This window comes from Mesorhizobium quangtriensis, from assembly GCF_040081925.1.
Lineage (GTDB): Bacteria > Pseudomonadota > Alphaproteobacteria > Rhizobiales > Rhizobiaceae > Mesorhizobium_K > Mesorhizobium_K quangtriensis.
Genome location: NZ_JBEBMF010000001.1, coordinates 1,409,776 through 1,436,523, shown reverse-complemented (window position 1 = coordinate 1,436,523; position 26,748 = coordinate 1,409,776). Strand labels below are relative to the sequence as shown.

Annotated in this window: 28 protein-coding genes and 1 pseudogene; 7 read left to right on the top strand and 22 right to left on the bottom strand. The window is 63.1% G+C overall.

All coding sequences use genetic code 11. From position 1 onward, the window contains the following. Positions 1–210: 210 nt before the first annotated feature. The 3 genes from ABMA32_RS07020 (at position 211) to tldD (ending at position 2,528) form a co-directional block, all read left to right on the top strand. The gene (locus ABMA32_RS07020) at positions 211–393 is read left to right on the top strand and encodes a hypothetical protein (protein ID WP_349012987.1); all 183 of its coding nucleotides are present in this window, start codon (positions 211–213) and stop codon (positions 391–393) included. 113 nt (positions 394–506) lie between these two features. After that, positions 507–950 (top strand): carboxymuconolactone decarboxylase family protein, encoded by a 444-nt coding sequence (locus tag ABMA32_RS07015; protein WP_349012986.1) that lies wholly within the window; start codon positions 507–509, stop codon positions 948–950. Positions 951–1,112: 162 nt separating this feature from the next. Continuing rightward, positions 1,113–2,528 carry a metalloprotease TldD gene (gene tldD / locus ABMA32_RS07010; RefSeq protein ID WP_349012985.1) on the top strand — a complete coding sequence of 472 codons (1,416 nt, stop codon included), beginning with the start codon at positions 1,113–1,115 and terminating at the stop codon, positions 2,526–2,528. A 14-nt stretch (positions 2,529–2,542) separates the two neighbouring features. Here tldD and ABMA32_RS07005 read toward each other — a convergent pair whose 3' ends face one another. Then, positions 2,543–3,253 (bottom strand): glycosyltransferase family 25 protein, encoded by a 711-nt coding sequence (locus ABMA32_RS07005; RefSeq protein WP_349012984.1) that lies wholly within the window; start codon positions 3,251–3,253, stop codon positions 2,543–2,545. Then, positions 3,249–3,617 (bottom strand): annotated as a pseudogene (locus ABMA32_RS07000) (hypothetical protein); the annotation flags it as partial. The pseudogene ABMA32_RS07000 and the gene ABMA32_RS07005, both read right to left, overlap by 5 nt. Positions 3,618–3,826: 209 nt before the next feature. Between ABMA32_RS07000 and ABMA32_RS06995 the strand changes: the two are divergent. Continuing rightward, entirely contained in the window at positions 3,827–4,384 is a 558-nt protein-coding gene (locus ABMA32_RS06995; protein WP_349012983.1) for a hypothetical protein, read from the top strand. Between the two features lie 4 nt (positions 4,385–4,388). Here ABMA32_RS06995 and ABMA32_RS06990 read toward each other — a convergent pair whose 3' ends face one another. From ABMA32_RS06990 to aroC, 14 genes are all read right to left on the bottom strand, one after another. After that, the gene (locus tag ABMA32_RS06990; protein WP_349012982.1) at positions 4,389–5,630 is read right to left on the bottom strand and encodes a class I SAM-dependent RNA methyltransferase; all 1,242 of its coding nucleotides are present in this window, start codon (positions 5,628–5,630) and stop codon (positions 4,389–4,391) included. Beyond that, positions 5,627–6,406 carry a TlyA family RNA methyltransferase gene (locus ABMA32_RS06985; RefSeq protein ID WP_349012981.1) on the bottom strand — a complete coding sequence of 260 codons (780 nt, stop codon included), beginning with the start codon at positions 6,404–6,406 and terminating at the stop codon, positions 5,627–5,629. The genes ABMA32_RS06990 and ABMA32_RS06985 overlap by 4 nt, the downstream gene beginning before the upstream one ends. Before the next feature lie 38 nt (positions 6,407–6,444). Beyond that, on the bottom strand, positions 6,445–6,756 hold the full coding sequence (locus ABMA32_RS06980; RefSeq protein ID WP_349012980.1) for a hypothetical protein: 312 nt from the start codon (positions 6,754–6,756) through the stop codon (positions 6,445–6,447). 133 nt (positions 6,757–6,889) lie between these two features. Then, positions 6,890–8,806 carry a 1-deoxy-D-xylulose-5-phosphate synthase gene (dxs, locus tag ABMA32_RS06975; protein WP_349012979.1) on the bottom strand — a complete coding sequence of 639 codons (1,917 nt, stop codon included), beginning with the start codon at positions 8,804–8,806 and terminating at the stop codon, positions 6,890–6,892. Positions 8,807–8,887: 81 nt separating this feature from the next. Beyond that, entirely contained in the window at positions 8,888–9,808 is a 921-nt protein-coding gene (locus ABMA32_RS06970; protein ID WP_349012978.1) for a pirin family protein, read from the bottom strand. 46 nt (positions 9,809–9,854) lie between these two features. Continuing rightward, a complete protein-coding gene (locus ABMA32_RS06965; RefSeq protein WP_349012977.1) occupies positions 9,855–10,121 on the bottom strand; it encodes a DUF2277 domain-containing protein in 267 nt (88 codons plus the stop codon). A 70-nt stretch (positions 10,122–10,191) separates the two neighbouring features. After that, positions 10,192–10,998 (bottom strand): hypothetical protein, encoded by an 807-nt coding sequence (locus ABMA32_RS06960; RefSeq protein WP_349012976.1) that lies wholly within the window; start codon positions 10,996–10,998, stop codon positions 10,192–10,194. Between the two features lie 5 nt (positions 10,999–11,003). Beyond that, entirely contained in the window at positions 11,004–12,458 is a 1,455-nt protein-coding gene (locus ABMA32_RS06955; protein ID WP_349012975.1) for a metal-dependent hydrolase family protein, read from the bottom strand. 72 nt (positions 12,459–12,530) lie between these two features. Further along, positions 12,531–12,782, bottom strand: coding sequence for an exodeoxyribonuclease VII small subunit (locus ABMA32_RS06950; protein WP_349012974.1), 252 nt, complete (start codon positions 12,780–12,782; stop codon positions 12,531–12,533). Positions 12,783–12,784: 2 nt separating this feature from the next. Next, on the bottom strand, positions 12,785–13,711 hold the full coding sequence (locus tag ABMA32_RS06945) for a histone deacetylase family protein (RefSeq protein ID WP_349012973.1): 927 nt from the start codon (positions 13,709–13,711) through the stop codon (positions 12,785–12,787). A gap of 68 nt (positions 13,712–13,779) precedes the next feature. Beyond that, positions 13,780–14,757, bottom strand: coding sequence for a hypothetical protein (locus ABMA32_RS06940; RefSeq protein WP_349012972.1), 978 nt, complete (start codon positions 14,755–14,757; stop codon positions 13,780–13,782). A gap of 72 nt (positions 14,758–14,829) precedes the next feature. Continuing rightward, on the bottom strand, positions 14,830–15,897 hold the full coding sequence (locus ABMA32_RS06935) for a D-alanine--D-alanine ligase family protein (RefSeq protein WP_349012971.1): 1,068 nt from the start codon (positions 15,895–15,897) through the stop codon (positions 14,830–14,832). 16 nt (positions 15,898–15,913) lie between these two features. After that, positions 15,914–17,011, bottom strand: a complete 1,098-nt coding sequence (gene ribB / locus ABMA32_RS06930; RefSeq protein WP_349012970.1) for a 3,4-dihydroxy-2-butanone-4-phosphate synthase — start codon at positions 17,009–17,011, stop codon at positions 15,914–15,916. A gap of 103 nt (positions 17,012–17,114) precedes the next feature. Next, positions 17,115–18,212 carry a chorismate synthase gene (gene aroC, locus ABMA32_RS06925; RefSeq protein ID WP_349012969.1) on the bottom strand — a complete coding sequence of 366 codons (1,098 nt, stop codon included), beginning with the start codon at positions 18,210–18,212 and terminating at the stop codon, positions 17,115–17,117. Between the two features lie 303 nt (positions 18,213–18,515). On the opposite strand from aroC, the gene ABMA32_RS06920 reads away from it, so the two are divergent. After that, positions 18,516–18,767, top strand: a complete 252-nt coding sequence (locus tag ABMA32_RS06920; RefSeq protein ID WP_349012968.1) for a DUF1344 domain-containing protein — start codon at positions 18,516–18,518, stop codon at positions 18,765–18,767. A gap of 53 nt (positions 18,768–18,820) precedes the next feature. Here the strand turns inward: ABMA32_RS06920 and ABMA32_RS06915 are convergent, their stop codons facing one another. The 4 genes from ABMA32_RS06915 to ABMA32_RS06900 all read right to left on the bottom strand — a co-directional run bounded on the left by ABMA32_RS06915 (position 18,821) and on the right by ABMA32_RS06900 (position 21,896). After that, positions 18,821–19,402: a histidine phosphatase family protein gene (locus ABMA32_RS06915; protein ID WP_349012967.1), complete on the bottom strand. Its 582-nt coding sequence runs from the start codon at positions 19,400–19,402 to the stop codon at positions 18,821–18,823. Positions 19,403–19,431: 29 nt separating this feature from the next. Further along, positions 19,432–20,250, bottom strand: coding sequence for an enoyl-ACP reductase FabI (gene fabI, locus ABMA32_RS06910; RefSeq protein WP_349012966.1), 819 nt, complete (start codon positions 20,248–20,250; stop codon positions 19,432–19,434). 134 nt (positions 20,251–20,384) lie between these two features. Beyond that, a complete protein-coding gene (locus ABMA32_RS06905) occupies positions 20,385–21,335 on the bottom strand; it encodes a DnaJ C-terminal domain-containing protein (RefSeq protein WP_349012965.1) in 951 nt (316 codons plus the stop codon). A gap of 75 nt (positions 21,336–21,410) precedes the next feature. Further along, positions 21,411–21,896 carry an RT0821/Lpp0805 family surface protein gene (locus ABMA32_RS06900; protein WP_349012964.1) on the bottom strand — a complete coding sequence of 162 codons (486 nt, stop codon included), beginning with the start codon at positions 21,894–21,896 and terminating at the stop codon, positions 21,411–21,413. Between the two features lie 40 nt (positions 21,897–21,936). Between ABMA32_RS06900 and pdxH the strand changes: the two genes are divergently transcribed. Further along, complete coding sequence (gene pdxH / locus ABMA32_RS06895; RefSeq protein ID WP_349012963.1) at positions 21,937–22,554, top strand: pyridoxamine 5'-phosphate oxidase; 618 nt, start codon at positions 21,937–21,939, stop codon at positions 22,552–22,554. Positions 22,555–22,593: 39 nt separating this feature from the next. Here the strand turns inward: pdxH and ABMA32_RS06890 are convergent, their stop codons facing one another. Together ABMA32_RS06890 and ABMA32_RS06885 are read right to left on the bottom strand one after the other, a co-directional pair. Next, positions 22,594–23,151 (bottom strand): hypothetical protein, encoded by a 558-nt coding sequence (locus ABMA32_RS06890; protein ID WP_349012962.1) that lies wholly within the window; start codon positions 23,149–23,151, stop codon positions 22,594–22,596. Positions 23,152–23,301: 150 nt separating this feature from the next. After that, positions 23,302–24,897: an MBL fold metallo-hydrolase RNA specificity domain-containing protein gene (locus ABMA32_RS06885; protein WP_349012961.1), complete on the bottom strand. Its 1,596-nt coding sequence runs from the start codon at positions 24,895–24,897 to the stop codon at positions 23,302–23,304. Between the two features lie 170 nt (positions 24,898–25,067). Here ABMA32_RS06885 and ABMA32_RS06880 point away from each other — a divergent pair, with 170 nt between their 5' ends. After that, positions 25,068–26,570 (top strand): thymidine phosphorylase family protein, encoded by a 1,503-nt coding sequence (locus ABMA32_RS06880; protein WP_425475480.1) that lies wholly within the window; start codon positions 25,068–25,070, stop codon positions 26,568–26,570. Positions 26,571–26,748: the final 178 nt, after the last annotated feature.

Here is a 26,748-nt window from a genome sequence, read left to right as displayed (position 1 = left end):
TTCAGACAAGTGTCGTGCAGAAACGCCGCCGTTACACAAAGCAATAAGTCCATGATTACGCAGGTCTTCCCTGTGCTGCATGCGAGTGAACCACAAGCCGCCTAGTTTCATCGGACGCAAGATCTCATCTTCATCCCATCTTGCGGGGCTGTCGACTTTCGGCAGGCTCGAATCACAGGGAAGGCGCACCCAAGCGCGCCTGACAGGGTCATGAAAACCAGAATCTACTTGCCTCCGGTTCCCTTGCTGTCACGCATCGGCACCATCCTTGCTCGAGCGAAACCTGCAACGGGTCACTCGTTCGATCCGGTGATGTCGAGCCATCTTTTGCGGGATATCGGGCTGCGGCGCGTTCCGGAAGGGCCTGATGGCAGGAACGTCCTGCCGTTCTAGCTAGCCGAGTTTCGGCAGCAATTTCTCCAGATCCCGGGCGACCGCCCGGTACATCCCGCGCGCGAAGGCCGCGCGGAGATGATCCCGTCTTGCCTTCAAGAAGGATCCAAAGAATGAAACTTTCAAGGACGCTTGCGGCGGCTGCCATGCTCGGAACCGCCCTTATCTCACAGGCCAGCGCCGAAGATATTTTGAGTGTCGAAAAGACTTACAAGGAGATCGAAACGACCTTCGGAGGCATTCCGGGGTTCATGAAGGTCTATCCCAAGGGCGCCATCGCAGGCATGTGGCAGGTGACGAAAAACTTCGAGATGTCCGATAAGACGGCGCTCGACCCCAAGACGAAGGCGCTTATCGGCGTCGCTGTCGCGGCACAGATACCCTGCCGCTACTGCATATGGCTCGATACGAAAACGGCAAAGCAGCAAGGCGCTTCTGACGCCGAGATCGCAGAGGCAGTGACCGTGGCGGCGATGACACGCCACTGGAGCACGGTACTCAACGGCATGCAGATCGACTTTGAAACCTTCAAGTCCGAATTTGGCGGCGGTAGCTGAATCCAGCTTCGACCGGAAGCTGCGCCCAGACGGCACCGTCTGGGCGTATTCGTCGCGGAACATCAGAAGGTTTGGTCGGACCAGCACTGGATAGGTGGCTGCCGAACGCCTAGATAGGGACAAGCCCCATCTGAGATAGGGGCATCCCATTCGAGGCCCGACATGACAAAAACCCTCACCTCTGTTTTCGATTGCTCGGAAGAACGCCTGAAGGAGATCGTGGCCGACGCGGTCAAGGGCGCGGACGACGGCGAGCTCTATCTCGAATCGAGCGAGAGCGAGGCGTTGATGTTCGACAACGGCCGCCTGAAGACCGCGAACTACAGCACCGACCAGGGATTTGGCCTGCGCGCCGTGGCCGGTGAGGCGGCGGGCTATGCGCATTCGAGCGAGCTTTCGGAAGCCGCGCTGCTGCGTGCGGCGGATGCCGTCTCGGCCGTGAAGACCGGCTATTCCGGAACGCTGGCAGAAGCCCCTCCCCGCACCAATCGACACCTCTATGGCGACGAGAACCCGATCGGCTCGCCCTCCTTCGAGGAGAAGGCGAAGCTGCTGACCGAAATCGACGCCTATGTGCGCAACGCTGACCCACGCGTGCGGCAGGTGACGGCGTCGCTCGCCGCTTCGTGGCAGCATGTGGAGATCGTGCGCGGCGACGGGCAGATCGTGCGCGACATCCGTCCGCTGGTTCGCATGAACGTGTCCGTGGTGGTCGGCGACGGCGACCGGCAGGAAAGCGGCTCTTACGGCGCGGGCGGGCGAAAGGGGTTTGGCGACTTCATCGCAGATGGAAGCTGGAAGCAAGCGGCAGATGAGGCGCTGCGCCAGGCGCTGGTGAACCTCGCGGCGGTGCCCGCACCGGCAGGAACCTTCGACATCGTTCTGTCGTCGGGCTGGCCGGGCGTGATGCTGCACGAGGCGGTCGGGCACGGACTTGAAGGCGACTTCAACCGCAAGAAGACGTCCGCCTTCGCCGGCCTGCTGGGACAGCAGGTGGCATCGAAGGGCGTGACCGTCGTGGACGACGGCACGATCACCGAGCGTCGCGGCTCGCTCACCATTGACGACGAGGGCACGCCGACCGACCGCAACGTGCTGATCGATGACGGCAAGCTGGTCGGCTACATGCAGGACCGCCAGAACGCACGGCTGATGGGCGTGAAGCCTACCGGCAACGGACGGCGCGAAAGCTACGCGCACCAGCCGATGCCGCGCATGACCAACACCTACATGACCGAAGGCAACTACACGCCGGAGGAGATCATCGCGTCAGTGAAGAACGGCGTGTATGCTGTGTCGTTCGGTGGCGGGCAGGTCGACATCACCTCGGGCAAGTTCGTGTTCGGCTGCACCGAGGCCTACATGATCGAGGATGGCAAGGTGACCCAGCCGATCAAGGGTGCCATGCTCATCGGCAACGGGCCGGACGCGATGCACCGCGTGTCCATGGTCGGCAACGACCTGAAGCTCGACAACGGCATCGGCATGTGCGGCAAGGCGGGACAGGGCGTGCCGGTTGGCGTCGGCCAGCCGCATCTCAGGATGAACCAGATGACGCTCGGCGGCACGCGGGTATAGACCGTTCGGCCGCGCTACGAGAAGTCGCGGCGCTTCGGCGGGTTTGGCTGCCTGAACAGTTCGGCCTGCATGGCGATCATCGGGTTGGCCAAGACTTTTCGAAAGGGCGACTTGCTTAGATACTGATCAATGCCGTTCCATCGGCCAAGCCATTGCTCCATCGCGGCCTCCGTTGCCGGAAGGGCATCCAGAAGCCTGTCGAACACGGTATGATTGTAAGCGATGGCGTGGGTGGTGGTGATTGTGTGGGGCGTACGCAGGAACTTGCAACCGGGGACCGGGGCCTTCTCCTTTCCCCAGGTGTGACCTCCGAAATAAAGCAGATCCCACTCCACGCCCTCCAGTTCCCTAAGCATCTCGTGCAGAAGCAGGACGGTGTTGCGATGAAACAGGACATCGTCCTCGAGAACGAGCAAGGTCTTCAGTTCCCGTCGGCGTGCGTCAGCAATCAAGGCGCGGTGAGATAGCGCACAGCCGACATGATGATTGTAGGGCGTACTGATCGCAGGAAAGCGCGAACATATATTCTCGATTCCCAGTCGCGACAGCCGTGCTTCCAGCGCCTGTCGCCTGTCCGTCCTGTCATCCAGATTTATGTAGAAAATGTCGCCAAACCAAACGAAGGGGTTCGACAACGTATTGCCGGCCTGAATTCCCGAGCGCCAACGCCCGATAAATCGCTGCCATCTGCCTACGGTGGGTCGCTCGGGCGGGCTTTGAGGCATAGACGCCGGAACGCACTGCCTCCAGATAGGCGAGCACCTTGTCGGACTTGCCCTCCCCGACGAGATCGTAGGCGGCCTTGCCGGCCCAGCCGGGAATAGGCTGATGCTTGAACCAGATCGCGGCGCGCTGCTCCTTGCCCGCCATCTCGCCGGCCATCGCGAAGATGCGGACGATCGGGCTGAGCGCGGCGTCTGCCTTGCGCCCGCTGGCCTTGGCGGCGAGCGTGTTGCGCGCCACGCCGGCAAGCTCGGCGAGTTCGGAGAGGTTAATGCCAAGTGTCTCGGCAACGCGGCGCGCCGAAAGGAAAGGCGCCGGCGCGTCACCGAAGCGCACCGCCGTCAGATCCAATGGCGATGCGCCCATGCCGAAATCCTCATTGTGCTGATCTACATTCGTCAAAATGTGCGCAAATCACGCATGTTTCAAGACCAAACGCTGTCGAGGTCCTTGGCGAAAACCTATGTCACAGGGCAAACAGCACCGTTTCAATCCTCTTGCGAAACGGTCTAGGTTGCGACGCCCGAGGGGATGCGATCCGGGCAAACAACGCCTTGCCTTCCAGCGGAGCCAAGATGCCAGATCCGAAGACCGTGCAGAGTGTCAGCCTGCGGCTTGCCCGACTGGAGGAGCTGGTGGTGGCGCCCGAGCCTGATCCGCTTTCGGGACAGTTCGAAGAACGCTCGGGTGTCGAGCGCATCCTCGATGCGGCGCGCGCGAATTTCAACCGCCGGCTCGCGGCGATCGAAGCACAGCTGGTGCTGGACGAGCAGCCAAGCCCGGAGGAGCGCCGCAAGATCGACGATGCGCTGAAGGCGCTCTGGCGCTATCAGGAGGGGCGGCTCGGCGAGCAACTCGTGACCATACGTCGCGACGGTTTTCGGGCACTCGCCAAGGGGTGCATCTTCCTGCTCATCTGCATGGCCATCTCGGCCATCGCCGGCAATGCCACCATCTTGCCGGACCTTGTGCAGAGCCTCGTCTCGGAGGGCTTCATCATCGCTGGCTGGGTGGCGCTGTGGCTGCCCATGGAGCTTCTGCTCTACGAATGGTGGCCGGTTTCGCGCGACCGCAAGCTCTACCGCATGATCGCGGAGATGAAATACTCGATCGAAGCGCCCCGTCCGGCCTGAAGCGTCAGCGGCGCTTTCTTGGTTTTTCCAGCAGGGCGACTGCCTCGACATGCGGCGACCAGAGGAACTGGTCGATCGGGGTGACGGCCGTCACGCGGTAGCCGCCGGCGACGAGGATCGCCAGGTCGCGCGCCAGCGTGCCCGGATTGCATGAGACAGCGGCGACGAAGGGCACGTCCGAGCGGGCGATCTGCTTCGACTGGTCCTCGGCGCCGGCGCGCGGCGGATCGAAGACGAGGCCGTCAAAGGCGTTGAGCTCCTTGAAAGTGAGCGGGCGGCGGAAAAGATCGCGCTTCTCGGTGGTGACCCGCTTTAGGCCCGTGCCCTGCCGGAAGCCGCGATCAAGCGCGGCAAGTGCTGCGGCGTCGCCCTCCACCGCATGGACCTCAGATTTTTTCGCCAGACGCAGCGCAAAGCTGCCGCAACCGGCGAAAAGGTCCGCGACCTTCTTTGCCCGCGACAGATGGGATAGCACGAGGTCGGCCATCGCCTGCTCGGCAGGGGCGGTCGCCTGCAGGAAGGAGCCGGGCGGGATCGGGACGGAGACATCACCGAACACAACGAGCGGCTTGCGCGGTTCGATGACGATTTCGCCATCGACGGAAAGGCGGGCGAAACCGGACTCGCCTGCGAAAGCGGCCGCGGCGCGGCGCTGACCGTCGGCCATCTTGCCCGGGTCATGCGCGGCGATATCGAGGCCGGAGGCTGTCGCGGTGACGGTCATGTGAAACGCCTGCTGCGTTGCGGCAATCAACGCCGCCAGCCGGCGCAGTTTCGGCAGGGCCGAAACGATCTCGGGCAGCGAGATCGGGCACTCCTCGATGTCGATGATTTCTTTCGAAAGAGCGCGGTTGAAGCCGAGCACGGCACCGCGTTCGGTGTTGCGTGCGGCGAAGGTCAGGCGGCGGCGCGTGCCGGGCGTGCAGGGCACGATTGCAGCCATGTCCGGGTCGATGCGGCCGCCATGCAGCGCCTGCACGACCTTCTGTCGCTTCCAGTCGCGATAGGCCGAGTCTTCCAGATGCTGAACAGCGCAGCCGCCGCAGACGGTGAAATGGCGACAGGCGGGATCGACGCGCTGTGGCGAGGACTTGAGAACCGCGATCAGGTCGGCGCGATCCTTGTGGCGCGCGGCCGTGACCGCCTCGCCGGGCAGCGCGAACGGAATGAAGACCTGACCCGTTTCCGTGTCGGCAATACCATCGCCCTGCGCGCCGAGACGCCGGATATCGAAGGTGGCGCTCATTGATTTTTCACTCCGGCGAGCAGGAATTCATGGTTGCCGTCGCCGCCTTCGATCGGAGAAGGGCAGACGCCGAGTGCGCGCCAGCCGGGCTGGCCGTCGAGCCAGAAGCGAAGACGTTCGGCGACGCGAGGCCCCTCCTCCGCATCTTTCAGCAGGCCGCCCTTGCCGATGGCATCGCGGCCCGCCTCGAACTGCGGCTTGACGAGAAAAACGCCCCTTGCACCCGGAGCGGCAAGGGACAGGGCGGGCGGCAAGGCCAGCGTCAGCGAGATGAAGGAGACATCGGAGACGAGGAAATTGGGCCGGGTTCCTTGCAAATGGTCCAGCGTCAGGTCGCGCGCGTTCAGCCCTTCGATGACGGTGACGCGCGGATCGCCGCGCAGGCCCTCGGCAAGCTGGCCGTGGCCGACATCGAGCGCGACGACGTGCGCCGCACCGCGTTCGAGCAGGACCTGCGTGAAACCGCCCGTCGAGGCTCCAATGTCGAGCGCATGGGAGCCTTTCGGATCGACGTCGAAATGGTCGAGCCCGGCGATGAGCTTGAGGGCCGCGCGCGAGACATAGCGTGCAGCGGGATCCGCGATCCGGATGTCACTCGACTGTGCGACCGCTTGGCCGGGCTTGAAGACGACAGACCCGTCGACACTCACCGCCCCGCGACTAACTGCGTCGCGGGCGCGAGAGCGGCTCGCGTAGAGACCGCGGCCGACGAGAAGTTCGTCCAGCCTGATACGGCCTTCAGTCCTGTGGGCATCGGTCTTGCGGGCGGTCGGCATGGCCTTCCATGCAGAAGGACCGGCGTTTAGGCAAGCGTTTAGCGCGCAGGCGATTCCGAGGGCGGAAGTTCGACCGCCTTCTGCTCGACAGCCCGCGCCAGCCCGTCCACCGGTGCGGGACGGTGCGTTGCCGTGAGTTCGGTGGTGCTTCGGACGACATCGCCGTGGACCACGATCATGACCGGCTTGGTGTCGAGCGCGAAGCCGCCGCGTATGTCGCCCATCTTCGATGCGACGATACCGATCACGGCTTCTTCAAGCTTGCGGTCATAGCGCTGCTGGGCCGCGACGGATCCAATTCCGCCCGAAGCCAAAGCAACCGCAATCACCGCACCGACAAGCGCCTTCATCCCGCCAAAACTCCCTACCTGCGGGAGATTCTAGGGCATCAGGGCTAAGAAACGTCCAAGATGTACGGTAAGTGAATTGCCAAAGGTCAGCGTAAACAGAGCGTTAGCGCAGGCAATGCACGTTAACGAATGCTCAGGCGGTGGCAGCCTGTGTGCCGCGTCCGCCCAGCGCTGCAAACACCGTGCGGACGATGCCGGCGCTGTCGAGACCGGCGTCGGCATACATCTTTTCCGGCTTGGCGTGGTCTGTGAAATCGTCCGGCAGGACCAGCGGACGCACCTTGAGGCCGGTTTCCAGCAAACCTTGATGCGCCAGGAAGTGCAGCACCTGCGTGGCGAAGCCGCCAATGGCGCCCTCCTCGACGGTGACAAGCACCTCATGCTCGCGGGCCAGCCTGCGAACGAGATCCTCGTCGAGCGGCTTGGCGAAGCGCGCGTCGGCGACAGTCGTCGAAAGACCGGCGGCGGAAAGCTCCTCGGCGGCGAGCAGGCAGTCGGCCAGCCGCGTGCCGAAGGAGAGCAGCGCCACCTTACTGCCTTCGCGCAACACCCTGCCCTTGCCGATTTCCAGAAACGATCCACGCTCGGGCATATCGACGCCGACGCCATTGCCGCGCGGATAGCGGAAGGCGATCGGGCCTTCGTCATAGTCGGCTGCGGTGCGAACCATGTGGCGCAGCTCTGCTTCGTCCGCGGCGGCCATAACAACCATGCCCGGAAGCGTGGCGAGAAAGGTGGTGTCGAAGGCGCCGCAATGGGTGGGACCGTCCGCGCCGACGAAACCTGCACGGTCGATCGGGAAACGCACGGGCAACTTCTGGATCGCCACATCGTGAACGACCTGGTCGTAGGCGCGCTGCAGGAAGGTCGAGTAAATCGCCGCGAACGGCTTCAGCCCCTCCGACGCAAGGCCGGCGGCGAAAGTTACGGCATGCTGCTCGGCAATGCCTACATCGAAGGTCCGCGACGGAAAGGCCTCGCCGAACAGGTCGAGGCCGGTGCCCGACGGCATGGCGGCGGTGACCGCGACGATGCGCTCGTCGAGCTTCGCTTCCTGGATCAGGCTTTCGGCGAAAACCTTGGTATAGGCGGGCGCGTTTGCGGGCGGCTTGGCCTGCGCGCCGGTGATCACGTCGAAACGATTGACGCCGTGATACTTGTCGCTCGCGGCCTCAGCCGGAGCGTAGCCCTTGCCCTTCTGGGTGACGACATGGATCAACACCGGGCCGGTGTTGTTGTCGCGCACATTGCGAAGGACCGGGATCAGGTGCTCCAGATTGTGGCCGTCGATCGGGCCGATGTGGAAGAAACCCAGTTCCTCGAACAAGGTGCCGCCGGTCATGTAGCCGCGCGCGTGCTCGACAGCGCGCGTGACTGCACGATCGACACGCTTGCCGAGATAGGAGGTCAGTTTCTTGCCGAAATCGCGAATGCCCTGATAGGTGCGCCCCGACGCCAGCCGGGCGAGGTACGCGCTCATCGCGCCGGTGGGCTGGGCGATCGACATGTCGTTGTCGTTAAGGATGACGATCAGCCGGGCATCGAGCGCGCCGGCATTGTTCATGGCTTCATAGGCCATCCCGGCCGACATGGCGCCGTCGCCGATGACGGCAATCACGTTGTTGGCGCCGCCCTTGAGGTCGCGCGCCACTGCCATGCCGAGCCCGGCCGAGATCGACGTCGAGGAATGCGCCGCGCCGAACGGGTCGTATTCGCTTTCGGCGCGCTTGGTGAAGCCGGAAAGACCACCTTCCATGCGCAGGGTGCGGATGCGGTCGCGGCGGCCGGTTAGAATCTTGTGGGGATAGGCCTGGTGGCCGACATCCCAGATCAGTCGGTCGGAAGGCGTGTCGAAGACGTAATGCAGCGCCACGGTCAGGTCGACCACGCCAAGACCCGCCCCGAGATGGCCGCCCGTCACTGAGACTGCGTCGATCAGTTCGGCGCGCAACTCGGCCGCCACCTGCGGCAGGTCGGTCTCGGGCAGCGCGCGCAGGTCGGCCGGCACACGAACCTTGTCGAGAAGCGGCGTTTGCGGTCTGGAATTCACTCTTTCGGACACCTTCCGGGCAGAGATTGCAGCAATCTTCCGCAATAGTGGCGGCTTGATGGAATGTAAACGCCGAACCCGCTACCCCTCGGGCAGCGGGATGAATTCCTTGTCATCGCCGGGGACGATATCGAAGCGGCCGGTCTTCCACTCTTCCTTGGCCTGCTCGATCCTGTCCTTCGACGACGAAACGAAATTCCACCATATATAACGCTTCGAGCCGAGAGATGCTCCCCCGAAAAGAATGAAATGCGCACCGGCTTCAGAAGAAACCACGATTTCGTCGCCGGGCTTGAAGACCAGCAGGCGGTTGTCGGGAAAACTGTCGCCGGCGATCGTCACCGTGCCGTCGAGCGTGTAGATGGCGCGTTCCTCTGCGTCAGCGGGAATGCGCACGCTGGCGCCGGGCTTGAGCCTGATGTCGGCATAGAGCGTGTCAGAAGCGGTGCGGACCGGCGATTTCAGGCCCTCGAAGCCGCCGATGACGACGCGGCCCGACACGCCTGCATCGTCGAAAACCGGCAGCGTGCTGCGCGCGGTGTTTTCGAAGAGCGGCGCAACCTCCTCGCCGCCATCCGGCAGCGCCAGCCAGGTCTGCAGGCCGGACACCGACATCGGCGCGCCGCGCATCTCCTCCGGCGTGCGCTCGGAATGGACGATGCCGCGACCGGCCGTCATGAGGTTAACGTCGCCCGGCTCGATCACCATCTCGGTTCCGAGCGAATCCCGGTGCCTGATGCGGCCGTCGAACAGATAGGTGACGGTGGAAAGCCCGATATGCGGATGCGGGCGCACGTCGAGCGCCCGCCCTACCCTCAAAAGCGCCGGCCCCATGCGGTCGAAGAAGATGAACGGGCCGACGAGGCGGCGCTTGGCCGTTGGCAGAGCCCGGCGAACCTCGAATCCGCCGATGTCCTTGGCGTTCGGGATGACCATCAGTTCGAGCGCGTCGCAGGCAAACCTGTCGCCGACCTCGGGATCGGTGCCGGGAAAGAAACTCATGGACTACAATCTAGGGTCATCGAAGCAATAAAGCCAATCCGACGCCTCAAGCAAAGCGGATCAGCGTGCGGGCGCGGGCCTTGGCGGCTTCCTCTTCGCGGTTCTTCGGCGGTTGCGTCGTTTCCATGGAATCGATCAGTTCGCGGATATTTGAAGAAATGGCCTCCACGGCGCGGTTGAAGGCGTCCTCGTTGCGCTGCGAGGGCTTTGTCGAGCCGCTCACCTTGCGAACGAACTGAAGTGCTGCGTTGCGCACCTCGTCGTCCGTGGCGGGCGGATCGAAATTGAAAAGCTGCCTGATGTTGCGGCACATGGTTGCCTCCCGAGAGCGATTTGCCAATATCTGGGCAATTCGCCGCCGGGATCAACCGCCGCAGGACGTTTCAGTTGAAGCGATAGGTCAGGCCGATCACCGGACCGGACATATCAACATCGAAGACGTAGCCATCATCCTCGTAGTCGACGGACAGATACTTGTAGCCCGCCGAGGCCGACCATTTGTCGTTGAATACGTAATTGAAGGTTCCGAGAACCGACCAGGTCAGTTCGGAGCCGACGCCGAATCCGCCTATGTCAGCCTGTCCGAGGACGGACAACTTTTCATTGAAATTGTAGAAGGCCCGGCCACCAATCAACGGATCGATCCAGGTGAAGTCCGCTCCGGCAGAGCGTGAAAAGCCGGCATAGCTCAGGGTGATGTCGTTTGAGATATACCAGAAGCGGCCGCCGGCCAGCGCGTCGAATGTGAATTGCGGCGTATCGATCACACGATAACCGCCCTGTAATGCGGCATAGAACTGCACGGTGTCGAGCGAAGCGTCGAGAGCGCCCGGGTCGAAGTTAGGCAGTTCAGGTATCCCGATCGTTTTCGTATCGGAAAGGTTCACATACATCAGGTCGCCGGAGAAGACGAAACGGTCGCGGCGCGCCCAGACGTTGAGAAATCCGCCGAAGTTCAGATTGTCCCATATCTCGGAGAACGGCACATCGACGCCAACCGTCGGGGCCCGCTGGAAAGGCGAGATGTTGCCCTCGATGCCGGACGCCCAGAGATAGGGCGTGACGTGGACGATCCAATCGGACGCGGCGACAGGAGGCTCTTCCATAACCGCCCCCGGATCGGCAGCCAGCGCAGCACCGCCGAAAAGCACGCTTGCCGAAAGCATGCCCATGAATGCGACTCGCGCCATCGTTGTCATCCCCTCAACGTGTCCTTGTGGATACGACCATCCTTCACGATGATCCTGAAATTGGTGCCCGGATCCGCCACGAGGTCGATGTCCTCGAGCGGGTTGCCTTCGACGACGAGCAGGTCGGCGAAAGCGCCCTGTTCTATCACCCCGAGCTTACCCCGGTAAGGGCTCCGCGCGCCCGACATCGCCAGAAGATCGCCGCTGTGGCCGGTCGCCATACGCAGGATTTCGGCATTGTCGAACCACCGCGAAAGCTTGGCGAGCTGCCGGCCCTGGCCGGGCGTGCCGCGCGGGTTGAACAGGATGTCCGTGCCCCACGCCATCTTGACCTTGTGCTTCTGCCCGAGTTCGAAGGCGCGCACTGTTCCGACGGCGATCTCCTCCTGCTGCTGGCGCTGGACCGGATCCGACTTCGGATTCGAATCCTCGTCGGCGAGGAATGGCTGGATGCTCCACCATGTGCCGGTGTCGGCCATCTTGCGCACCGTATCCTCGTCGGCGAGCTGGCCGTGCTCGATGCACTTCACGCCGTTGTCGATCGCTCTGTTCACGCCGTCCGAGGTGTAGACATGGGCGCAGACATATGTGCCCCAGTCCGCAGCCGCGTCGACCGCCGCGCGGATTTCCTCCGGGAGGAACTGCATCGTGTCGATTGGATCATAGGCCGAGGACACGCCGCCCCCGACCATGATCTTGATCTGACTGGCGCCCAGCATGAGCTGTTCGCGAACCCGCCTCAGGACTTCGGGGACGCCATCGGCGATCGCCGAGATGCCCGCCGCCTCCGCGTGGGTGATATCGTTGCCGGAGCCGCGCGGCACTTCGTAGCGGAAGCGGAAATCGCCGTGACCGGACGTCTGCGAAATCATGGCGCCGGCAGGGAAAATGCGCGGCCCAGGAAAGCGCCCCTCGTCGATGGCGCGCTTGACCGAGAAGGACGGTCCACCGACATCGCGCACCGTCGTGAAGCCGCGCAGGAGCGTCGCCTCAGCCTGTTGGGCAGCGACAAGATGGACGTACGGAACATCGGCGGTCATCGCGACCAGTTCAGGAATGCCGGCCAGCATGGTGTGCCAGTGCGAATCGATCAGGCCCGGCATCAGCACGCGACCGCCGCAGTCGATCACGTCGGCGTCGGCGACGGTTTCGGCGGCGGGCACCAGCGCTTCGATCTTGTTGTCGACGACGAGAACGCCGGAGCCCTGGACCAGCGAGCCCTGCCGACCGTCGAAAATGCGGACATTGGAGAAGAGTAGCGGCTTTCCGGGGGTCTGGGCAAAAGCACCGCTCTGGCCGAGAGACACGGCGGCAAAGCTGGCCGCGATGCCTTTCAGGACCGAACGGCGGTCAAGGCCAGCGACGATCCGGCGGTTGATCTCGAGCACCGCGGGCGTGTGGCAGGCGCAGCCGAAGCCATGCGCGAGCCCGCCGTAGCGTTTTCCCAGTCGAAGCCGCATTCACGATCCTTGCTGAAGCATTCCTCCGGTCGAGAATGAATGCAGGAACGGTGCGGAAGCAAGCGGATTCGCTTACTCCGGATCGAGCGGCTCGGTTCCGACTGGCTTGCCCTCACGCGAGAGGCGGATTTTCTCGACCCGGTCCTCGGCGGCCTTGAGCAGCCGGTCGCAATGGGCCTTCAGCGCCTCGCCGCGTTCGTAGATGCGGATCGACTGGTCGAGCGGCACGTCGCCCCGTTCGAGATCGTCGACGATCTTCTCCAGTGCTTCCAGAGCCTTCTCGAAGCTCAGCGCCTTGATATCTTCGTTGACTTCACCGGACATGCTCATCCCCTCATCAAGCGGCCGACATGCGCGGCGACGGAAAAGGCCAGACCGTGCAGATCGTAGCCGCCTTCGAGCAGGCTGACGAGCCTGCTGTTTGCGTGGCGCGAAGCGCTCTCCATAAGCTGCCCCGTCGCCCAGTCGAAATCGTCCTCGACCAGGTTGATCTCGGCAAGCGGATCGCGGTGGTGCGCGTCGAAGCCGGCCGAAATGATGATCAGGTCGGGCGCGAAGTCTTCGATGGCAGGCAGAACGCGAGTGCCAAAAGCCTCGCGGAAGATATCGCTGCCGGTCCGGGGCGCAAGAGGCGCGTTGACGATGTTGCCGACACCGGTTTCGTTCAAGGCACCGGTGCCGGGATAGAGCGGCATCTGGTGAGTCGAGCAATACAGTACGCTCGGATCGTCCCAGAAAATGTCCTGCGTGCCGTTGCCGTGATGCACGTCCCAATCGACGATGGCGACCCGTTCGGCGCCATGCGCCTTCTGCGCGTGGCGAGCGGCTATTGCGGCGTTGTTGAACAGGCAGAAGCCCATGGCGGTGGTCTTCTCGGCATGATGGCCGGGCGGACGGGAGGCGACGAAAACATTGTCCGCCGCTCCGGAAAACACATCATCGACCGCCGCATTGGCCGCGCCAATGGCAGTGATCGCCGCCTGCCAGCTCCTGGGGCTGACGGAGGTGTCGGAATCGACCTTGTGGATGCCCTCGGCCGGGATCGCAGCGCGAACCTTGTCCACAAAGGGTTGCGGATGGGCGTAGAGGATGGTCGCGGGATCGCCTTCGGGCGCCTGGACCCGGTCCAGATAAGAAAATTTCTCGTCCTCCAGCACGCGCTCGACGGCGCGCAGCCGGTCCGGACGCTCGGGATGACCGGGTGGAGTCAGGTGCTCCAGATAGATGGGATGGGAGTAAAGTCGGGTGACCATGCCCCGATATAGGGCCGCAGGCGCGCCGTTTCCACGGCTTGCGGGCCAGTGCGGGCGATGTTCACAGCTTAGGAAGCCTGCCCGCCGCCCCACTGGGACCCGCCGACCGAGGCGAGCGCCCTATCCTTCAGCTCGCGGAATTGCGCGGACGCCTCCGACAGGCGCGCATCCCAATCGGGGTCCGGGACCTGCCCCTCAATGACGCGGAAATAGACCTGCATCAGCGCGGCGATGACAAACGGCTCCACAAAGGCGGAGATGAACGCCCAGGCGAAGACGATGGCGAGCACGAAAGCCCAGCCGGCAAGCTGGCCCGGCATGGCGTAGAGGATGGTGGCTGCGGGAGCGAGCGTCAGGAAGAAGATGACGATGCCGAGCACCCATGTCATGACGGTGAGCCAGACGGCGTTCTTCAACATCGTCCTGCCGTTCTGCGCATAGAGCACGATGCCCTGGCGGCCGGTCTCAAAGGGCGCCGTGCTGCCGACGCGGATGTTGTAGCCGAGGATGATCTCGTCGACATAGGTGAGCGACATGCGGATCACCGTGTTGACGAATTTGACGATGCCCAGCAGGCCGGGGATCGGCAGGACGGCGGCCATGCCTCCGAGCAGCCCGGTGATGACGCGCACGACGCCCTTGATGAGCTGATCAAGCACGAAGAGCACGTTGGCCTCGACAAAGCGCTCGCGCACAACGGCTTGAGCATAGCCGATCTGGCTCTGGCCGCCGGGAACGTCATGGCCGTCGATCAGTTGCACCATGACGGCGATGTGGCCGGCCTTGACCATATACAGGATGTATTCGCGCAACCAGAACAGCAGCATGGAGACGAGGCCGAAGCCGAAAATGCCGCCCCAGACCGAAAAGCTGAGCGGGCCGCCGTCGTCAAAGATATGGCCGACGCCGTAGCCCACCCCGGCGCCGGTGCCAGTCGCGACGATGTAGGCGATCGTGATGCCGAAATAGACGATGATGCGCAGGATGACGAAGGGCCAGGTACGGATGACGATGCCCAGCGTCCTGCCGATCTCGAAATCCCACATTGACCGAATCGCCCCCGAGTGCCGTTGGGGAAGTATAGCCTACTGGAGCCTTACCGGACCAATCGGCCCTGTTCAGGCTCCACGCGCCAGACCATGCGCGACGAGGCGGTCGATGATCTCCGGGTAGCTGACGCCACTGGCCTCCATCGCCTTCGGGTACATGGAGATGTTGGTGAAACCGGGGATAGTGTTCAGTTCGTTGAGCACGAAACGCATGTCGCGCATGACGAAGAAATCGACGCGGGCCATGGCATCACAGCCAACCGCGCAGAAGGCCTTCGCGGCGGTTTCGCGGAGAGCTTCCTCGACTTCGGCGGGCAGTTCGGCAGGAACCTTCAGCGCTGCTCCATCGGCGTCGATGTACTTGGCGTCGTAGGTATAGAAGCCGTGGCTTGCGGCTGGAGCGATCTCGCCGGGGCGCGATACGAACAGGCTGCCGTCCGGATTCTCGAGCACCGCCAGTTCGATCTCGCGGCCATCGATGAATTCCTCGGCCAGCAGCTTGGCGTCGTGGCGGAAGCCCTCGGCAAGTGCTTCGGCATAGCCGGCTTCGCCGGTGACCTTGCTGACACCGACGGACGAGCCTTGCCGGGCCGGCTTGATGAAGATCGGCAGGCCGAGCGCGGCCTCGAGTTCGGCGAAAGAGGGCGGCGCGTCCTGGCGGATCGTCAGCGAACGGGCGACCGGCACGCCGGCCTCCTTCAGGAGATGCTTGGCGATGTCCTTGTCGAGCGCTGTCGCCGAACCGAGGATATCGCAACCGACAAGCGGCACGCCAGCGACCCGCGCCAGACCTTGGACCGATCCGTCTTCTCCATGCAGGCCGTGCAGCACGGGAAACAGCGCTTCGATCCTGGGCAGTTCGCGCACTGCGCCGCCAGCCTGCAGCATGAGCAGACGCCCGTCGCCGCCGGGCACCAGCACCAGTTCGTCCCCGTCGGACGGCTTCGTAAGATCGCGTCCATCAAAGTTGCTTGCCAGCCAGCGCCCTTCGCGGGTGACGAAGACGGGAACCGAATCGTATTTTGCCGGGTCGAGCGCGCGCATGACGTTGGTGCCTGACATAACCGAGACGTCGTGCTCCGAGGACCGCCCACCGAACAGCACGGCGATGCGCAGTTTCTTTGATGCAGCGCTCAAGAATTCCCCCTCAACGTCAGATGATCTCGGTGCTGGCGATCCTGATGCCGAAGCCTTCGAGGCCGACATAGTGACGCTCGCGCGAGGCCAGCAGCTTGATCGACGAGATGCCGAGATCCTTCAATATCTGCGCGCCGAGGCCGATTTCGCGCCACTCGTTCTCGCGGCGGCGAGCCTCGTCATGGCTCTCGGAGCTCTGGGCGGGCCGGTTGCGGTCGCGATGGCCGACGCCGACCGAGCCTTCGCGCAGATAGACGATGACGCCTCGCCTGTTATCGCCCATCGTCTTCATGATGCCGTCGAGACGGTGGTTCGTGCCGAAGACATCGCGCACGATTTCCTCCGGGTGGAGGCGCACCGGCACATCCTCGCCATCGCGGATATCGCCAAAGACGACCGCGAGATGCTGCATGGGGTCCCACGGCAGCGTGTAGGCGTGGGCAATGGCCTTGCCGCCGGGCGTTTCGACGTCGAAGGTCTCGACGCGCTCGATCAGCGTCTCCTTGCGCTGGCGGTAGGCGATGAGATCGGCGACCGAGACCTGCTTGAGGCCATGCTCCTCGGCGAACGCGGTGACCTGCGGGCCGCGCTTGACCGTGCCGTCATCGTTGACCAGTTCGCAGATCACGCCAACCGGGGGCAGGTTGGCGAGCTTGCAAAGGTCTACGGCGGCTTCCGTGTGGCCAGAGCGCATGAGCACGCCGCCCTCGCGCGCGATCAGTGGGAAAATGTGGCCGGGGCGTGTGAAATCCGACGCGCCGACATTGCCGTTGGCGAGGTTGCGGACGGTCAGCGTGCGGTCGTCGGCGGAGATGCCGGTGGTGGTACCGTGCTTGAAATCGACGCTGACCGTGAAGGCGGTGGTGTGGGCGGAATCATTGTCCGCGACCATCGCGCCGAGGCTGAGGCGCTTGGCGCCCTCGCGCGTCATCGGCGTGCAGACGATGCCCGACGTGTGGCGCACGATGAAGGCCATCTTCTCCGGCGTGCAATGGACGGCAGCGACGATGAGGTCGCCTTCGTTCTCGCGTCCGTCGTCATCCATGACGACGACGATTTCGCCACGCTCAAAGGCGCGCAGGGCTTCAACGATTTTTTTCTGGTCGTAGGGCATTCAACGCTCGCTCTGCTCGCAAGTGAGTAGGGAATAGTGAGTAGCGAATAGGGAAGATTTCAGATCACTCTCGACTGCTCACCAACTCACTATTCGCTACTCACTATTCGCTCTTTCCGGTTTGTCCCCGGTGCCGCAGGTAATGATCGGCAATCACACAGGCAACCATCGCCTCGCCGATCGGCACGGCGCGGATGCCGACGCAGGGGTCGTGGCGGCCCTTGGTCATCACGTCGACGTCGTTGCCGTCGCGATCGATAGAGCGGCGCGGGGTGAGGATCGATGAGGTCGGCTTGACGGCGAAGCGCGCGACGATGTCCTGCCCGGTCGAGATGCCGCCGAGAATGCCGCCTGCATTGTTCGAGAGAAACACAGGCCTGCCGTCGTTACCCATGCGCATCTCGTCCGCATTTTGTTCGCCCGTGATGCGCGCGGCCTCGAAGCCGTTGCCGATCTCGACACCCTTGACGGCGTTGATCGACATCAGGCCCGACGCGATGTCCTGGTCGAGCTTGGCGTAGATGGGCGCGCCCAACCCGGCCGGCACGCCCTCGGCGACGATCTCGATTATCGCTCCAACAGATGAGCCGGCCTTGCGGATGCCATCGAGGTATTCTGCGAACACAGGCACGGAAGCGGGATCGGGCGTGAAGAAGGGGTTTTCGGCATCGCCGACGAAATTCCAGTTCCAGTTGGCACGGTCGATGGACTTTTCGCCCATGGAGACGAGCGCACCGCGCACCTGCATGCCGGGTACGATCCTGCGGGCGATGGCTCCTGCGGCCACGCGCGCGGCGGTTTCGCGCGCGGACGAACGGCCGCCACCGCGATGGTCGCGGATGCCGTATTTCGCCTCATAGGCGTAGTCGGCGTGGCCGGGGCGGTACTGCTTTGCGATGTCGCCATAATCCTTGGAGCGCTGGTCGACATTCTCGATCAGCATGGAGATCGGCGTGCCGGTGGTGACAAGAGCGCCATCCTCCTCCAGCACGCCCGAAAGAATCTTCACCTCATCCGGCTCGCGCCGCTGGGTGACGAAGCGCGACTGGCCGGGCCGACGGCGGTCGAGCTCGCGCTGCACGTCGTCGCGGGTGAAGCGGATGCCGGGCGGGCAGCCATCGACCACGCAGCCGAGCGCCGGCCCGTGGCTTTCGCCCCAGGTGGTGACCCGGAAAAGGTGCCCGAAGGTGTTGTGCGACATGAACGTCCCGACCGGCTGCTTACCGCCGAGGAAACCGGCGTCGGCTGCCTTCTATTGGCCTTTTTGGCGGTGGTCAAACGAGCGTGTGGCACCGGGCAGGTTACGCACTGTCCGCGATCTGCGCCCGCGCGTCACCGAACCGATACATAGCGGAGCTAGCGTTTCGCCATGTCCAAGGGAGCCGGAAAAATAAGGTGGTGCAAAACCGGGCTCCACTTTTGACACATTCCCGATGTTTCTGCTCTGCTTCGCGCCGGACATCGCCCGTCCCGCACGAAAGCAAAAAATAACGAGAGGTCGATCATGCGTAGCCTTTTTGCCGGCGCCCTTGCCGCTGCCCTGACATTCTCCACGGCCGCTTTCGCAGCGGAAGCCGAGGGCAAGATCAGCTCCGTCGATCGTGACAACCTGACCATCACGCTGGACAACGGCAAATCGTACAAGCTGCCGGGCGAATTCGATGTCGACGCCATCCAGGAAGGCATGCATGCGCTGATCGCCTACGACACCGTCAACGACCAGAACATGATCACCGACATGGAGCTCTCGGAGTAGGCTCAGTGTCTTTTTGGCGTAGCCTTGTTCGAAAAGCTGCAACTGTTAGGGGCCTAAAGCCACTCCAACCCGGCATCGCTTAACCGCAGGACGCGATCCTGCGGCACGTCCATCGCGGCGACATCGGCGACGGGCTTGTCTTCCACCAGCTTGAAGAGCGTGCGGATGACGCCGCCATGGGTGACGCAGACGGTCTGGCGGTCGAGCGTCTCGAACCACGGCCGCACGCGGTCGAGCAGCATCTGGTAGCTCTCGCCGCCCGGCGCGACGAAGCCCCATTTGTCGGAGAGACGCGCCGCCGTGGACCCCGGCCGCATCGCTTCCAGTTCGGCGTAGGTGTAGCCCTGCCAGTCGCCGAAATGGACTTCCATGAGACGGCTGTCGACACGGTAGCCACGCTCGGGCAGGCCCATCTCCGTACGCACGATCTCCATGGTTTCGCGGGTGCGTTTCAGCGGGCTTGCGACGAAATCGAAGGCGGCTGGATCCTCGACAAGCCCAGCGAGACACTGACCATTGCGTGCCGCCTGTCGGCGGCCAAGTTCGGTGATGTCGGTGTCGGCCTGCCCCTGCAGACGCAATTCAGCGTTCCAGCCGGTCTGCCCGTGCCTGACGAAATAACAGAGCGGCGGCATGCCGGGCGTCTCCCCCGACCGACCGCGGCTCAATCCTTGACGGTCGAAATATCGGGGGCATCAACGGCCTTCATGCCGACGACATGGTAGCCGGAATCGACATGATGCACCTCGCCGGTGACGGCGCGCGACAGGTCCGACAGGAAATAGAAACCGGCGTCGCCGACCTCCTCGATCGTTACCGTGCGCCGCATCGGGGCGTTGTATTCGTTCCACTTGAGGATGTAGCGGAAATCATCGATGCCGGATGCCGCAAGCGTCTTGATCGGGCCGGCGGAGATGGCGTTGACACGGATGTTCTTCGGGCCGAGATCGACCGCCAGATACTTGACGCTGGCCTCCAGGGCGGCCTTGGCGACGCCCATGACATTGTAGTTGGGCATCACCTTCTCGGCGCCGTAATAGGTCATCGTCAGCAAGGAACCGCCGTCCGTCATCAGCCGCTCGGCGCGCTTGGCGACCGCCGTGAAGGAATAGACGGAAATATCCATTGTGCGCAGGAAGTTGGCGTGGCTGGTGTCGACATAGCGCCCGGTCAGTTCCTCCTTGTCGGAAAAACCGATGGCGTGGACGAGGAAGTCGAGCTTGCCCCACTTCTTTTCCAGCCCTTCGAAAACGGCATCGATGCTGGCCATGTCGGTGACGTCGCAATGGCCGGCGACCGTCGCGCCGATCTCGGCGGCCAACGGCTCGACGCGCTTCTTCAGCGCATCGCCCTGGTAGGTGAAGGCCAGTTCCGCTCCGTGCTGTGCGCAAGCCTTGGCGATGCCCCAGGCGATCGAGCGGTTGTTGGCCACACCGAGAATCAGGCCCTTCTTGCCGGCCATCAGGCCCTGACCAACCGTCATATGCGAGTCTCCGTGCTCGATTTGGCGCAGATGCCTATCGCACAGGCCCATGACGGCTTCAAGCGGTCAGAGATTGCACCTTTTATGTCAGAATCCGGCCGAAAATTACCAAACGGCGTCTTGTCGCGCAGCTGTCAGCCCTTGCGCATCAAAGATTCCAGTTCGGGATCGCCGCCCTCGGGTAGCATGATCCGGACGTGGACGTAAAAATCGCCATGTCCACCGGTCTTTTCGGGCAGGCCGCGTCCCTTCAGCCGCAGAACCTTGTCGGAACTCGACCATGCGGGCACATTGACCGCGATGCGGCCGGTTGGCGTCTCCACGGCCTGTTTAGCCCCGAGCACCGCATCCTTCAGCGGCACCGGAAGGTCTACATGCAGGTCGCGGCCTTCTACGCGGTAGCGCGGGTGCTTGCGCAGGCGCACCTTGACCAGCGCGTCTCCGGGTTGGCCGAGACCCTGCTCGCCCTGCCCTTTCAGCCGAATGGTCTGGCCGTCCTCGACAAAGGTCGGCAGCTTGACGGCGATCTTGCGCCCGTCGGGGAACTGCGCGGTGACCTTGGGCGCAGTCGCGACTTCCTCGACGGTCACGTCAAGGGTGACGTTGATGTCGTTCCCGGCGGGTGCGGCACGCTGCCTACCGCCCGCTCCCGAGGTACCGGCACCGCCACGCTGCGAGAAGGCCTGGCTGAAAAGGTCCGAGAAGATGTCGTCGGCACCGCCTCCGCCGAACGGACTGCCGCCCGCGCTGCGGAACTCGAAATGCTGGGCGCCCGGGCCGCCCTGCTGGCGGCGGAAGCCGGCGAAGGGATCGCTGCCTGCGCCATGCGCTCCCTGGAATCCTTCAAAACCCTGGAATTTCGGCTTGCCCTCGGCATCAATCTCGCCACGGTCGAACGCAGCGCGCTGCTTCTCGTCGCCGATGATCTCGTAGGCCTGGTTGGCCGCCGCAAAACGGTCCTTCGCCTTGGCGTCGCCCGGATTCTGGTCAGGGTGATGCTTCTTGGCGAGCTTGCGGTACGCCGCTTTTATGTCTTTGGCCGAGGCGTTCTTGGCAACGCCCAGCACCTCATAGGGATCGCGCATCTTCAATTGCCTGCGATTCTTCAGCTTTGTCGCTGTGAATATAGGGAGTTTGTTCGCCCTGATATATGCGTTTGGTTAGGAAGAAATTCCAGAGGTGGCAGGCTCAAAACTCGTCATGCGCCAGGAACCGCTCGTGCCGACCATGCAGGCCTCGCCGCGGAACATGGCGACGCCGTCGAAGCTTTCGCGGGTGGCGCTGAACTGGCGGCAGAGCGTGCCAGGCGCTTTCTTCTCGGCTATCCCCATGATCTGGCCGCGCGCGCCCGTGCCGGCGTTGGCCCAAAGCAGCGGCGCCTCACCCAGCGTCTCCAGGTCGGCCGATGTCACGGCGTTGCGGATGGTGGCTTCGTCGGAGAAGCGCTCGGCATCGAATGTTCCAGCAGTCGACGGGGCGCTGCTGGTGTAAAGGCTGCGATCGACCTCGGCCTTCTCCAGGCTGAAACCGCCTGCCCCGCAGCCCGTCAGCATGGTCACAGCGCAAAGCAACGCCACGCCCGGCAAGGCGCGCAGCTCAGGACCATCAAAAAACGCTGGCTGATCGGCTTGCGCAGCGCGCGGCAATCGGCATTCTCCCCGCGAACCAGAGGGTTAAAGTTAAATTATGAGCGATACGGGGTTAACGGGTGGTGACTTTACCGAGGCAGCGGAGCCGTTTCGGCTTTTCTCCGCATGGCTGGAAGACGCCACGAAGAGCGAACTGAACGATCCGAACGCGCTGGCGCTGGCGACCGTCGACGCCGAAGGACTGCCGGACGTGCGGATGGTGCTGCTGAAGGACTTCGACGGGCGCGGCTTCGTCTTCTACACCAATTTCGAGAGCGCCAAGGGTCGCGAAATCCTTGGCAATATGAAGGCGGCGATGTGCTTCCACTGGAAATCGCTGCGCCGGCAGGTGCGGGTACGCGGGCCGGTCGAGATCGTCAGCGATGACGAGGCGGACGCATATTACGCCACCCGCCCGCGCGGCAGCCGCATCGGCGCCTGGGCCTCGAAACAGTCGCGCCCGCTGGAAAGCCGGTTCGCGCTGGAGAAGGCAGTGGCGGAATATACGGCGCGCTATGCGATCGGCGAGATCCCAAGGCCGAAGTACTGGTCGGGTTTCCGGATCGTGCCGTCGCAGATCGAGTTCTGGCACGACCGGCCGTTCAGGCTGCATGATCGCGTTGTGTTCAAGCGATCCGAGGGCGGTGAATGGGAGAAGGCGCGGCTGTATCCCTAGGGAAATATTCGGCGGACACGCCCTGCTTGAAGTTTACAATCAGTAAGAAGACGGCGACACAACGATGACGGCGGCTAGCCCAAGCAAAAGGTACAGCACCGCAATCGTCGCCTGGACGCGGCGCTGGCTTGTCACGGCAGCAGCCACGCAGATCACTGCCAGCCCAATGACCGGCAAGGCCTGAGCAGCCCATGGTGGCTGGTTCCACAGCCACCAGTTCGTGACAAGAGCAGCGAGGTGAAACACGGCGAGCGCAAGAAGGGCGTAGCGGCCATCACGCTGAAAGAAACCCGGCCCTTCCGCGAGATCGGCCTCGCTGGGTGAGATCAGCGCCGCAGCAAGGAACAGCGTCATGGCGAGGGCGATCAACAGGCCGAAATCGATGATGGACCATTGCGGGCGCTGGAGAAGCTCGGCCAGCGCCCACCAGAACTGGAAGATTTCCGTCAGGATCACGGCAGCCATCAGGAGCGGCAGCCAATCGGGTGTTGTCCGGCGTCTCATCTTGAAAGCGGAGACGAAGCCACTGAGGATGCGTGTTGTGGCCAGACCAAGGATGGTCGAGAGAACAACGGCGAGCCAGCGGAAGGTGTCCATATCCTAAACTAGCCCGCACAGCCCCGCGTGGCGAGACAAGTGTCCGAAAACAGGGCGAAAGCGTTACAAATGGTATCGCTATCCCTTCTTCCGCATCCGCCCATTTAGCCGGAGGCTATGCGGCTGCCGATCGGTCGGCGGCTGCATCGGCTATTCGGATCTGTCTTCCAGCCCACGCCGCAAGCGCCTGATAACTGCCGAACGAGCTCGTTCGTCGGCGGCAGCGTTGACCTTCTGAGTGATGTCGATGATGAGCCTGGAGAGGTCATTGTGCCAGTCGAGCCGCGCAACCTTTTCAGGCTTCAGCCGGCGAGGCCTGTTGACGTCGATCTCGCGGGCAGCATCGGGGCCAAGCTCATAGGCATCGTCGATGAGCGGCATGATGAGCCGATTGTACCCCAGAGAGGATGAAATCCGGTCGCGCAACCCATTGAGGCCAGGTTCCTCTCCGTGCGTGAGGAATATCGATCGGCGCACCGGGAAGCGCTTCTTCACCCATGAAACGAGTTCTGACGCGTCGGCATGGCCGGAATAGAAGTCGAACTGTTCAATGCGCGCCTTGACGTCGATTTCCTCACCCTGGATGCGGACACGCGAGGCGCCGTCTAGCAGAATGCGCCCGAGAGACCCCTGAGCCTGAAAGCCCGCCGTCATGATCGTGGCGTTGTGTCGCCAGAGGTTCGCCTTGAGATGATGGCGGATACGACCGGCATCGCACATCCCGCTTGCAGCGATCACGATGAAGAAGCCGGAAAGCCGATTTATGGCCTTGCTTTGTTCGACGGTCTCGGTGAAGTGAATGGTGTCGGACCGCAGCGCCGCGAGCAACTCTTCTCCACCTTCTATCTCCGCGGCATGACGCTCGAAGACAGCGCTGGCACGGGTTGCCAGGGGCGAATCGACGAAAATCGGTCCGGACGGTATCGAGCCATCGCGTGCAAGCAGGTAAAGGTCCACCAGGAGTTCCTGGGTACGCTCGACCGCGAAAGACGGGATTACGAGCGGACCTCTCTGCTCGGCTGCGCGTCTGACTTCCTCGCCCAACATAGCTCGGCGACTTGCACGAGAAATCTCTGACCTGTCGCGATCGCCATACGTGCTTTCACAGATGAGATAGTCCACGCCGCTCGGGCCGTCCGGCTCGGGCTGCAGCAGCTTCTGGCCGGGTCCGATATCGCCGGAGAACAGGAGCCGCAGCGGCCCTTCCTGTGTGTCGCTATCGATCTCGATCTCGACCGAGGCCGATCCGAGCAGATGTCCGGCGTTCCAGTAACGTGCGCGGATTGCGGCCGCGACGTTCGTCCACTGACCATACTGCACAGGCCGGAACGTGCGCATGCAATCGGCGACGTCTGCGATGGAATAAATAGGCGTGACCTGTTGACGCCCCCGCTGCGCGTTGCGGCGGTTGAGGTGCTCGACTTCCATCTCCTGGATGTGCGCCGAATCCGGCAGCATGACCGAGCAAAGGTCGATTGTCGGCGAGGTGGCGTAGATCGGCCCTGCGAAACCGCGCTTGATCAGTTTCGGAAGAAGGCCGCTGTGGTCGATATGGGCGTGGGTGAGGATAACGGCGTCGATCGCGTCCGGCCTGAAGGGAAAGTCGCCGTAGTTCAGCTCCTTCTCTGATTTTGATCCCTGGAACATGCCGCAATCGACGAGTACGCGGCAGTGTCCGGTTTCGATCTCATAACAGGAGCCGGTAACGCCGCGGGCGGCACCGTGAAAGCGCATAACCGGATACATAGGCCCCTTCAGGATTTCTCGAACAGAAGAGTACCGCGCTCTCCCGTCGAACGGATGACCGATGGAAGGCCTCTGGTTGCGATCAGTCTCGAAGGCCTCCGAACTTCATGCTAGCCTAGCATGAAAGAGTTGCCCGGTAATCATGGGCGTGACCGAGGAACCTGTCCGCATTGCTGAAGCTGAAGCGAATCAGGATCGACACGCACAACGAGAGCATTGCCTATGTCGACAGGCACTGCCAGCTGTTCAGACCCGACCAGCACCGGGCTCTGAAAAAGGTCAGTATCACCGGGGAAGGTGGACGCGAGGTTCTCGCATCGCTCGCCATTGCCGACGACGAGGGTATCGTCGCGGATGACGAACTCGGGCTGTCGGAGCAGGGTTTCTCAAGCCTCGGCCTGCCGGAAGGCTCTGCCGTCATGATCGCACCGGCGGTGCCTCCTCGCAGCCTCGAAAGCGTCCGCTCGAAGATCAGGGGCGTGACGCTTTCGTCGGACGACATCCGCAACATTGTCGTCGATATCGCCCACCGCAGATACAGCGAAATGGATCTCGCAGCCTTCCTGATCGGTTCGGCGAGTTTCATGACCACAGACGAACTCCTGGCGCTCACACAAGCCATGATCTCGGTCGGCCGGAAGCTCGAGTGGTCTCAGCAGACTGTCGTCGACAAGCACTGCATCGGCGGGATTCCGGGCAATCGCACGTCGATGATCATCGTCCCGATCGTGTCGGCCTACGGTCTCACGATTCCCAAGACGTCCTCGCGGTCCATCACATCTCCAGCGGGTACAGCCGATACGATGGAGGTGCTGGCGCGCGTCGACCTGTCGGTCGACGAAATGCGCCATGTCGTGAACGAGTGTCGCGGCTGCATCGTCTGGGGCGGCAACGTGAACCTCTCGCCGGCCGATGACATCATGATCTCGGTGCAGCGCCCGCTGGGGATCGACACACGCGAGCAGATGGTGGCTTCCATCCTGTCGAAGAAGGTCGCGGCAGGATCCACTCATCTGGTGGTGGATATACCCGTAGGGCCCTCCGCCAAGGTCCGCGGGACGGAAGATGCGGTGCGCCTGAGAAAGCTGTTCGAATTTGTCGGCGACCGGCTCGGACTGCACATTGATGTCGCGATCACTTCGGCCGCCGAGCCGGTCGGGCGCGGTATCGGGCCTGTGCTGGAAGCGCGTGACGTCATGTCCGTCCTGCGGTGTGAGGCGGGCGCGCCGTCAGACCTTCGCGAGAAATCCTTGCAACTGGCGGCGCGCATCATCGAACTGGATCCGGCGTGCCGCGGCGGAACCGGGTATGTACGTGCCAGAGAGTTGCTGGACTCAGGCTCTGCCTTGTGCTCGATGGAGCGAATAATGAGGCTGCAGGGTCCCCCACCGATGACCTTCAAGCTCGGGGAGTTGACGCATGACGTCCATGCGATGGTCAACGGGAGGGTTTGCGACATGGACTGCTACAGACTGGCACGGATAGCCCGGCTGGCGGGCGCTCCGCTGGATCGTGGCGCCGGCATCGATCTTCTCAGGAAGACAGGCGATGTCGTAGAGGCAGGCGAAGCCGTCTATCGGATTCATGCGGCCCACGCCGGAGAACTGGCGTTGGCGACCGAAGCCGCCGAACGCAATATCGGCTTTTCGTTAGAACCCGATGATCGACCCTGATGTCAGCCAGACTGCGGCGCCGCTGACGCGGATCACCCGCCACAGGATTGGCCGCCGTGTTCCGCCTCGGACAGAACGGCGCTCAATGAAGTGGTCCGTTCAAGTCGTACGCGCCTCGAAGCCATCGATGCGGCGAGCGCGGTGAAGAGATATCTACCTAGTGCTGATCCCCTCAGTG

Bases quoted from the DNA above. Each gene is read 5' to 3' on its own strand.
- ABMA32_RS07020 (WP_349012987.1), top strand. From the start codon at position 211: ATGAAAACCAGAATCTACTTGCCTCCGGTTCCCTTGCTGTCACGCATC.
- ABMA32_RS07015 (WP_349012986.1), top strand. From the start codon at position 507: ATGAAACTTTCAAGGACGCTTGCGGCGGCTGCCATGCTCGGAACCGCC.
- tldD (WP_349012985.1), top strand. From the start codon at position 1,113: ATGACAAAAACCCTCACCTCTGTTTTCGATTGCTCGGAAGAACGCCTG.
- ABMA32_RS07005 (WP_349012984.1), bottom strand. From the start codon at position 3,253: ATGCCTCAAAGCCCGCCCGAGCGACCCACCGTAGGCAGATGGCAGCGA.
- ABMA32_RS06995 (WP_349012983.1), top strand. From the start codon at position 3,827: ATGCCAGATCCGAAGACCGTGCAGAGTGTCAGCCTGCGGCTTGCCCGA.
- ABMA32_RS06990 (WP_349012982.1), bottom strand. From the start codon at position 5,630: ATGAGCGCCACCTTCGATATCCGGCGTCTCGGCGCGCAGGGCGATGGT.
- ABMA32_RS06985 (WP_349012981.1), bottom strand. From the start codon at position 6,406: ATGCCGACCGCCCGCAAGACCGATGCCCACAGGACTGAAGGCCGTATC.
- ABMA32_RS06980 (WP_349012980.1), bottom strand. From the start codon at position 6,756: ATGAAGGCGCTTGTCGGTGCGGTGATTGCGGTTGCTTTGGCTTCGGGC.
- ABMA32_RS06970 (WP_349012978.1), bottom strand. From the start codon at position 9,808: ATGAGTTTCTTTCCCGGCACCGATCCCGAGGTCGGCGACAGGTTTGCC.
- ABMA32_RS06965 (WP_349012977.1), bottom strand. From the start codon at position 10,121: ATGTGCCGCAACATCAGGCAGCTTTTCAATTTCGATCCGCCCGCCACG.
- ABMA32_RS06960 (WP_349012976.1), bottom strand. From the start codon at position 10,998: ATGGCGCGAGTCGCATTCATGGGCATGCTTTCGGCAAGCGTGCTTTTC.
- ABMA32_RS06955 (WP_349012975.1), bottom strand. From the start codon at position 12,458: ATGCGGCTTCGACTGGGAAAACGCTACGGCGGGCTCGCGCATGGCTTC.
- ABMA32_RS06950 (WP_349012974.1), bottom strand. From the start codon at position 12,782: ATGTCCGGTGAAGTCAACGAAGATATCAAGGCGCTGAGCTTCGAGAAG.
- ABMA32_RS06945 (WP_349012973.1), bottom strand. From the start codon at position 13,711: ATGGTCACCCGACTTTACTCCCATCCCATCTATCTGGAGCACCTGACT.
- ABMA32_RS06940 (WP_349012972.1), bottom strand. From the start codon at position 14,757: ATGTGGGATTTCGAGATCGGCAGGACGCTGGGCATCGTCATCCGTACC.
- ribB (WP_349012970.1), bottom strand. From the start codon at position 17,011: ATGCCCTACGACCAGAAAAAAATCGTTGAAGCCCTGCGCGCCTTTGAG.
- aroC (WP_349012969.1), bottom strand. From the start codon at position 18,212: ATGTCGCACAACACCTTCGGGCACCTTTTCCGGGTCACCACCTGGGGC.
- ABMA32_RS06920 (WP_349012968.1), top strand. From the start codon at position 18,516: ATGCGTAGCCTTTTTGCCGGCGCCCTTGCCGCTGCCCTGACATTCTCC.
- ABMA32_RS06915 (WP_349012967.1), bottom strand. From the start codon at position 19,402: ATGCCGCCGCTCTGTTATTTCGTCAGGCACGGGCAGACCGGCTGGAAC.
- fabI (WP_349012966.1), bottom strand. From the start codon at position 20,250: ATGACGGTTGGTCAGGGCCTGATGGCCGGCAAGAAGGGCCTGATTCTC.
- ABMA32_RS06905 (WP_349012965.1), bottom strand. From the start codon at position 21,335: ATGCGCGATCCCTATGAGGTGCTGGGCGTTGCCAAGAACGCCTCGGCC.
- pdxH (WP_349012963.1), top strand. From the start codon at position 21,937: ATGAGCGATACGGGGTTAACGGGTGGTGACTTTACCGAGGCAGCGGAG.
- ABMA32_RS06890 (WP_349012962.1), bottom strand. From the start codon at position 23,151: ATGGACACCTTCCGCTGGCTCGCCGTTGTTCTCTCGACCATCCTTGGT.
- ABMA32_RS06885 (WP_349012961.1), bottom strand. From the start codon at position 24,897: ATGTATCCGGTTATGCGCTTTCACGGTGCCGCCCGCGGCGTTACCGGC.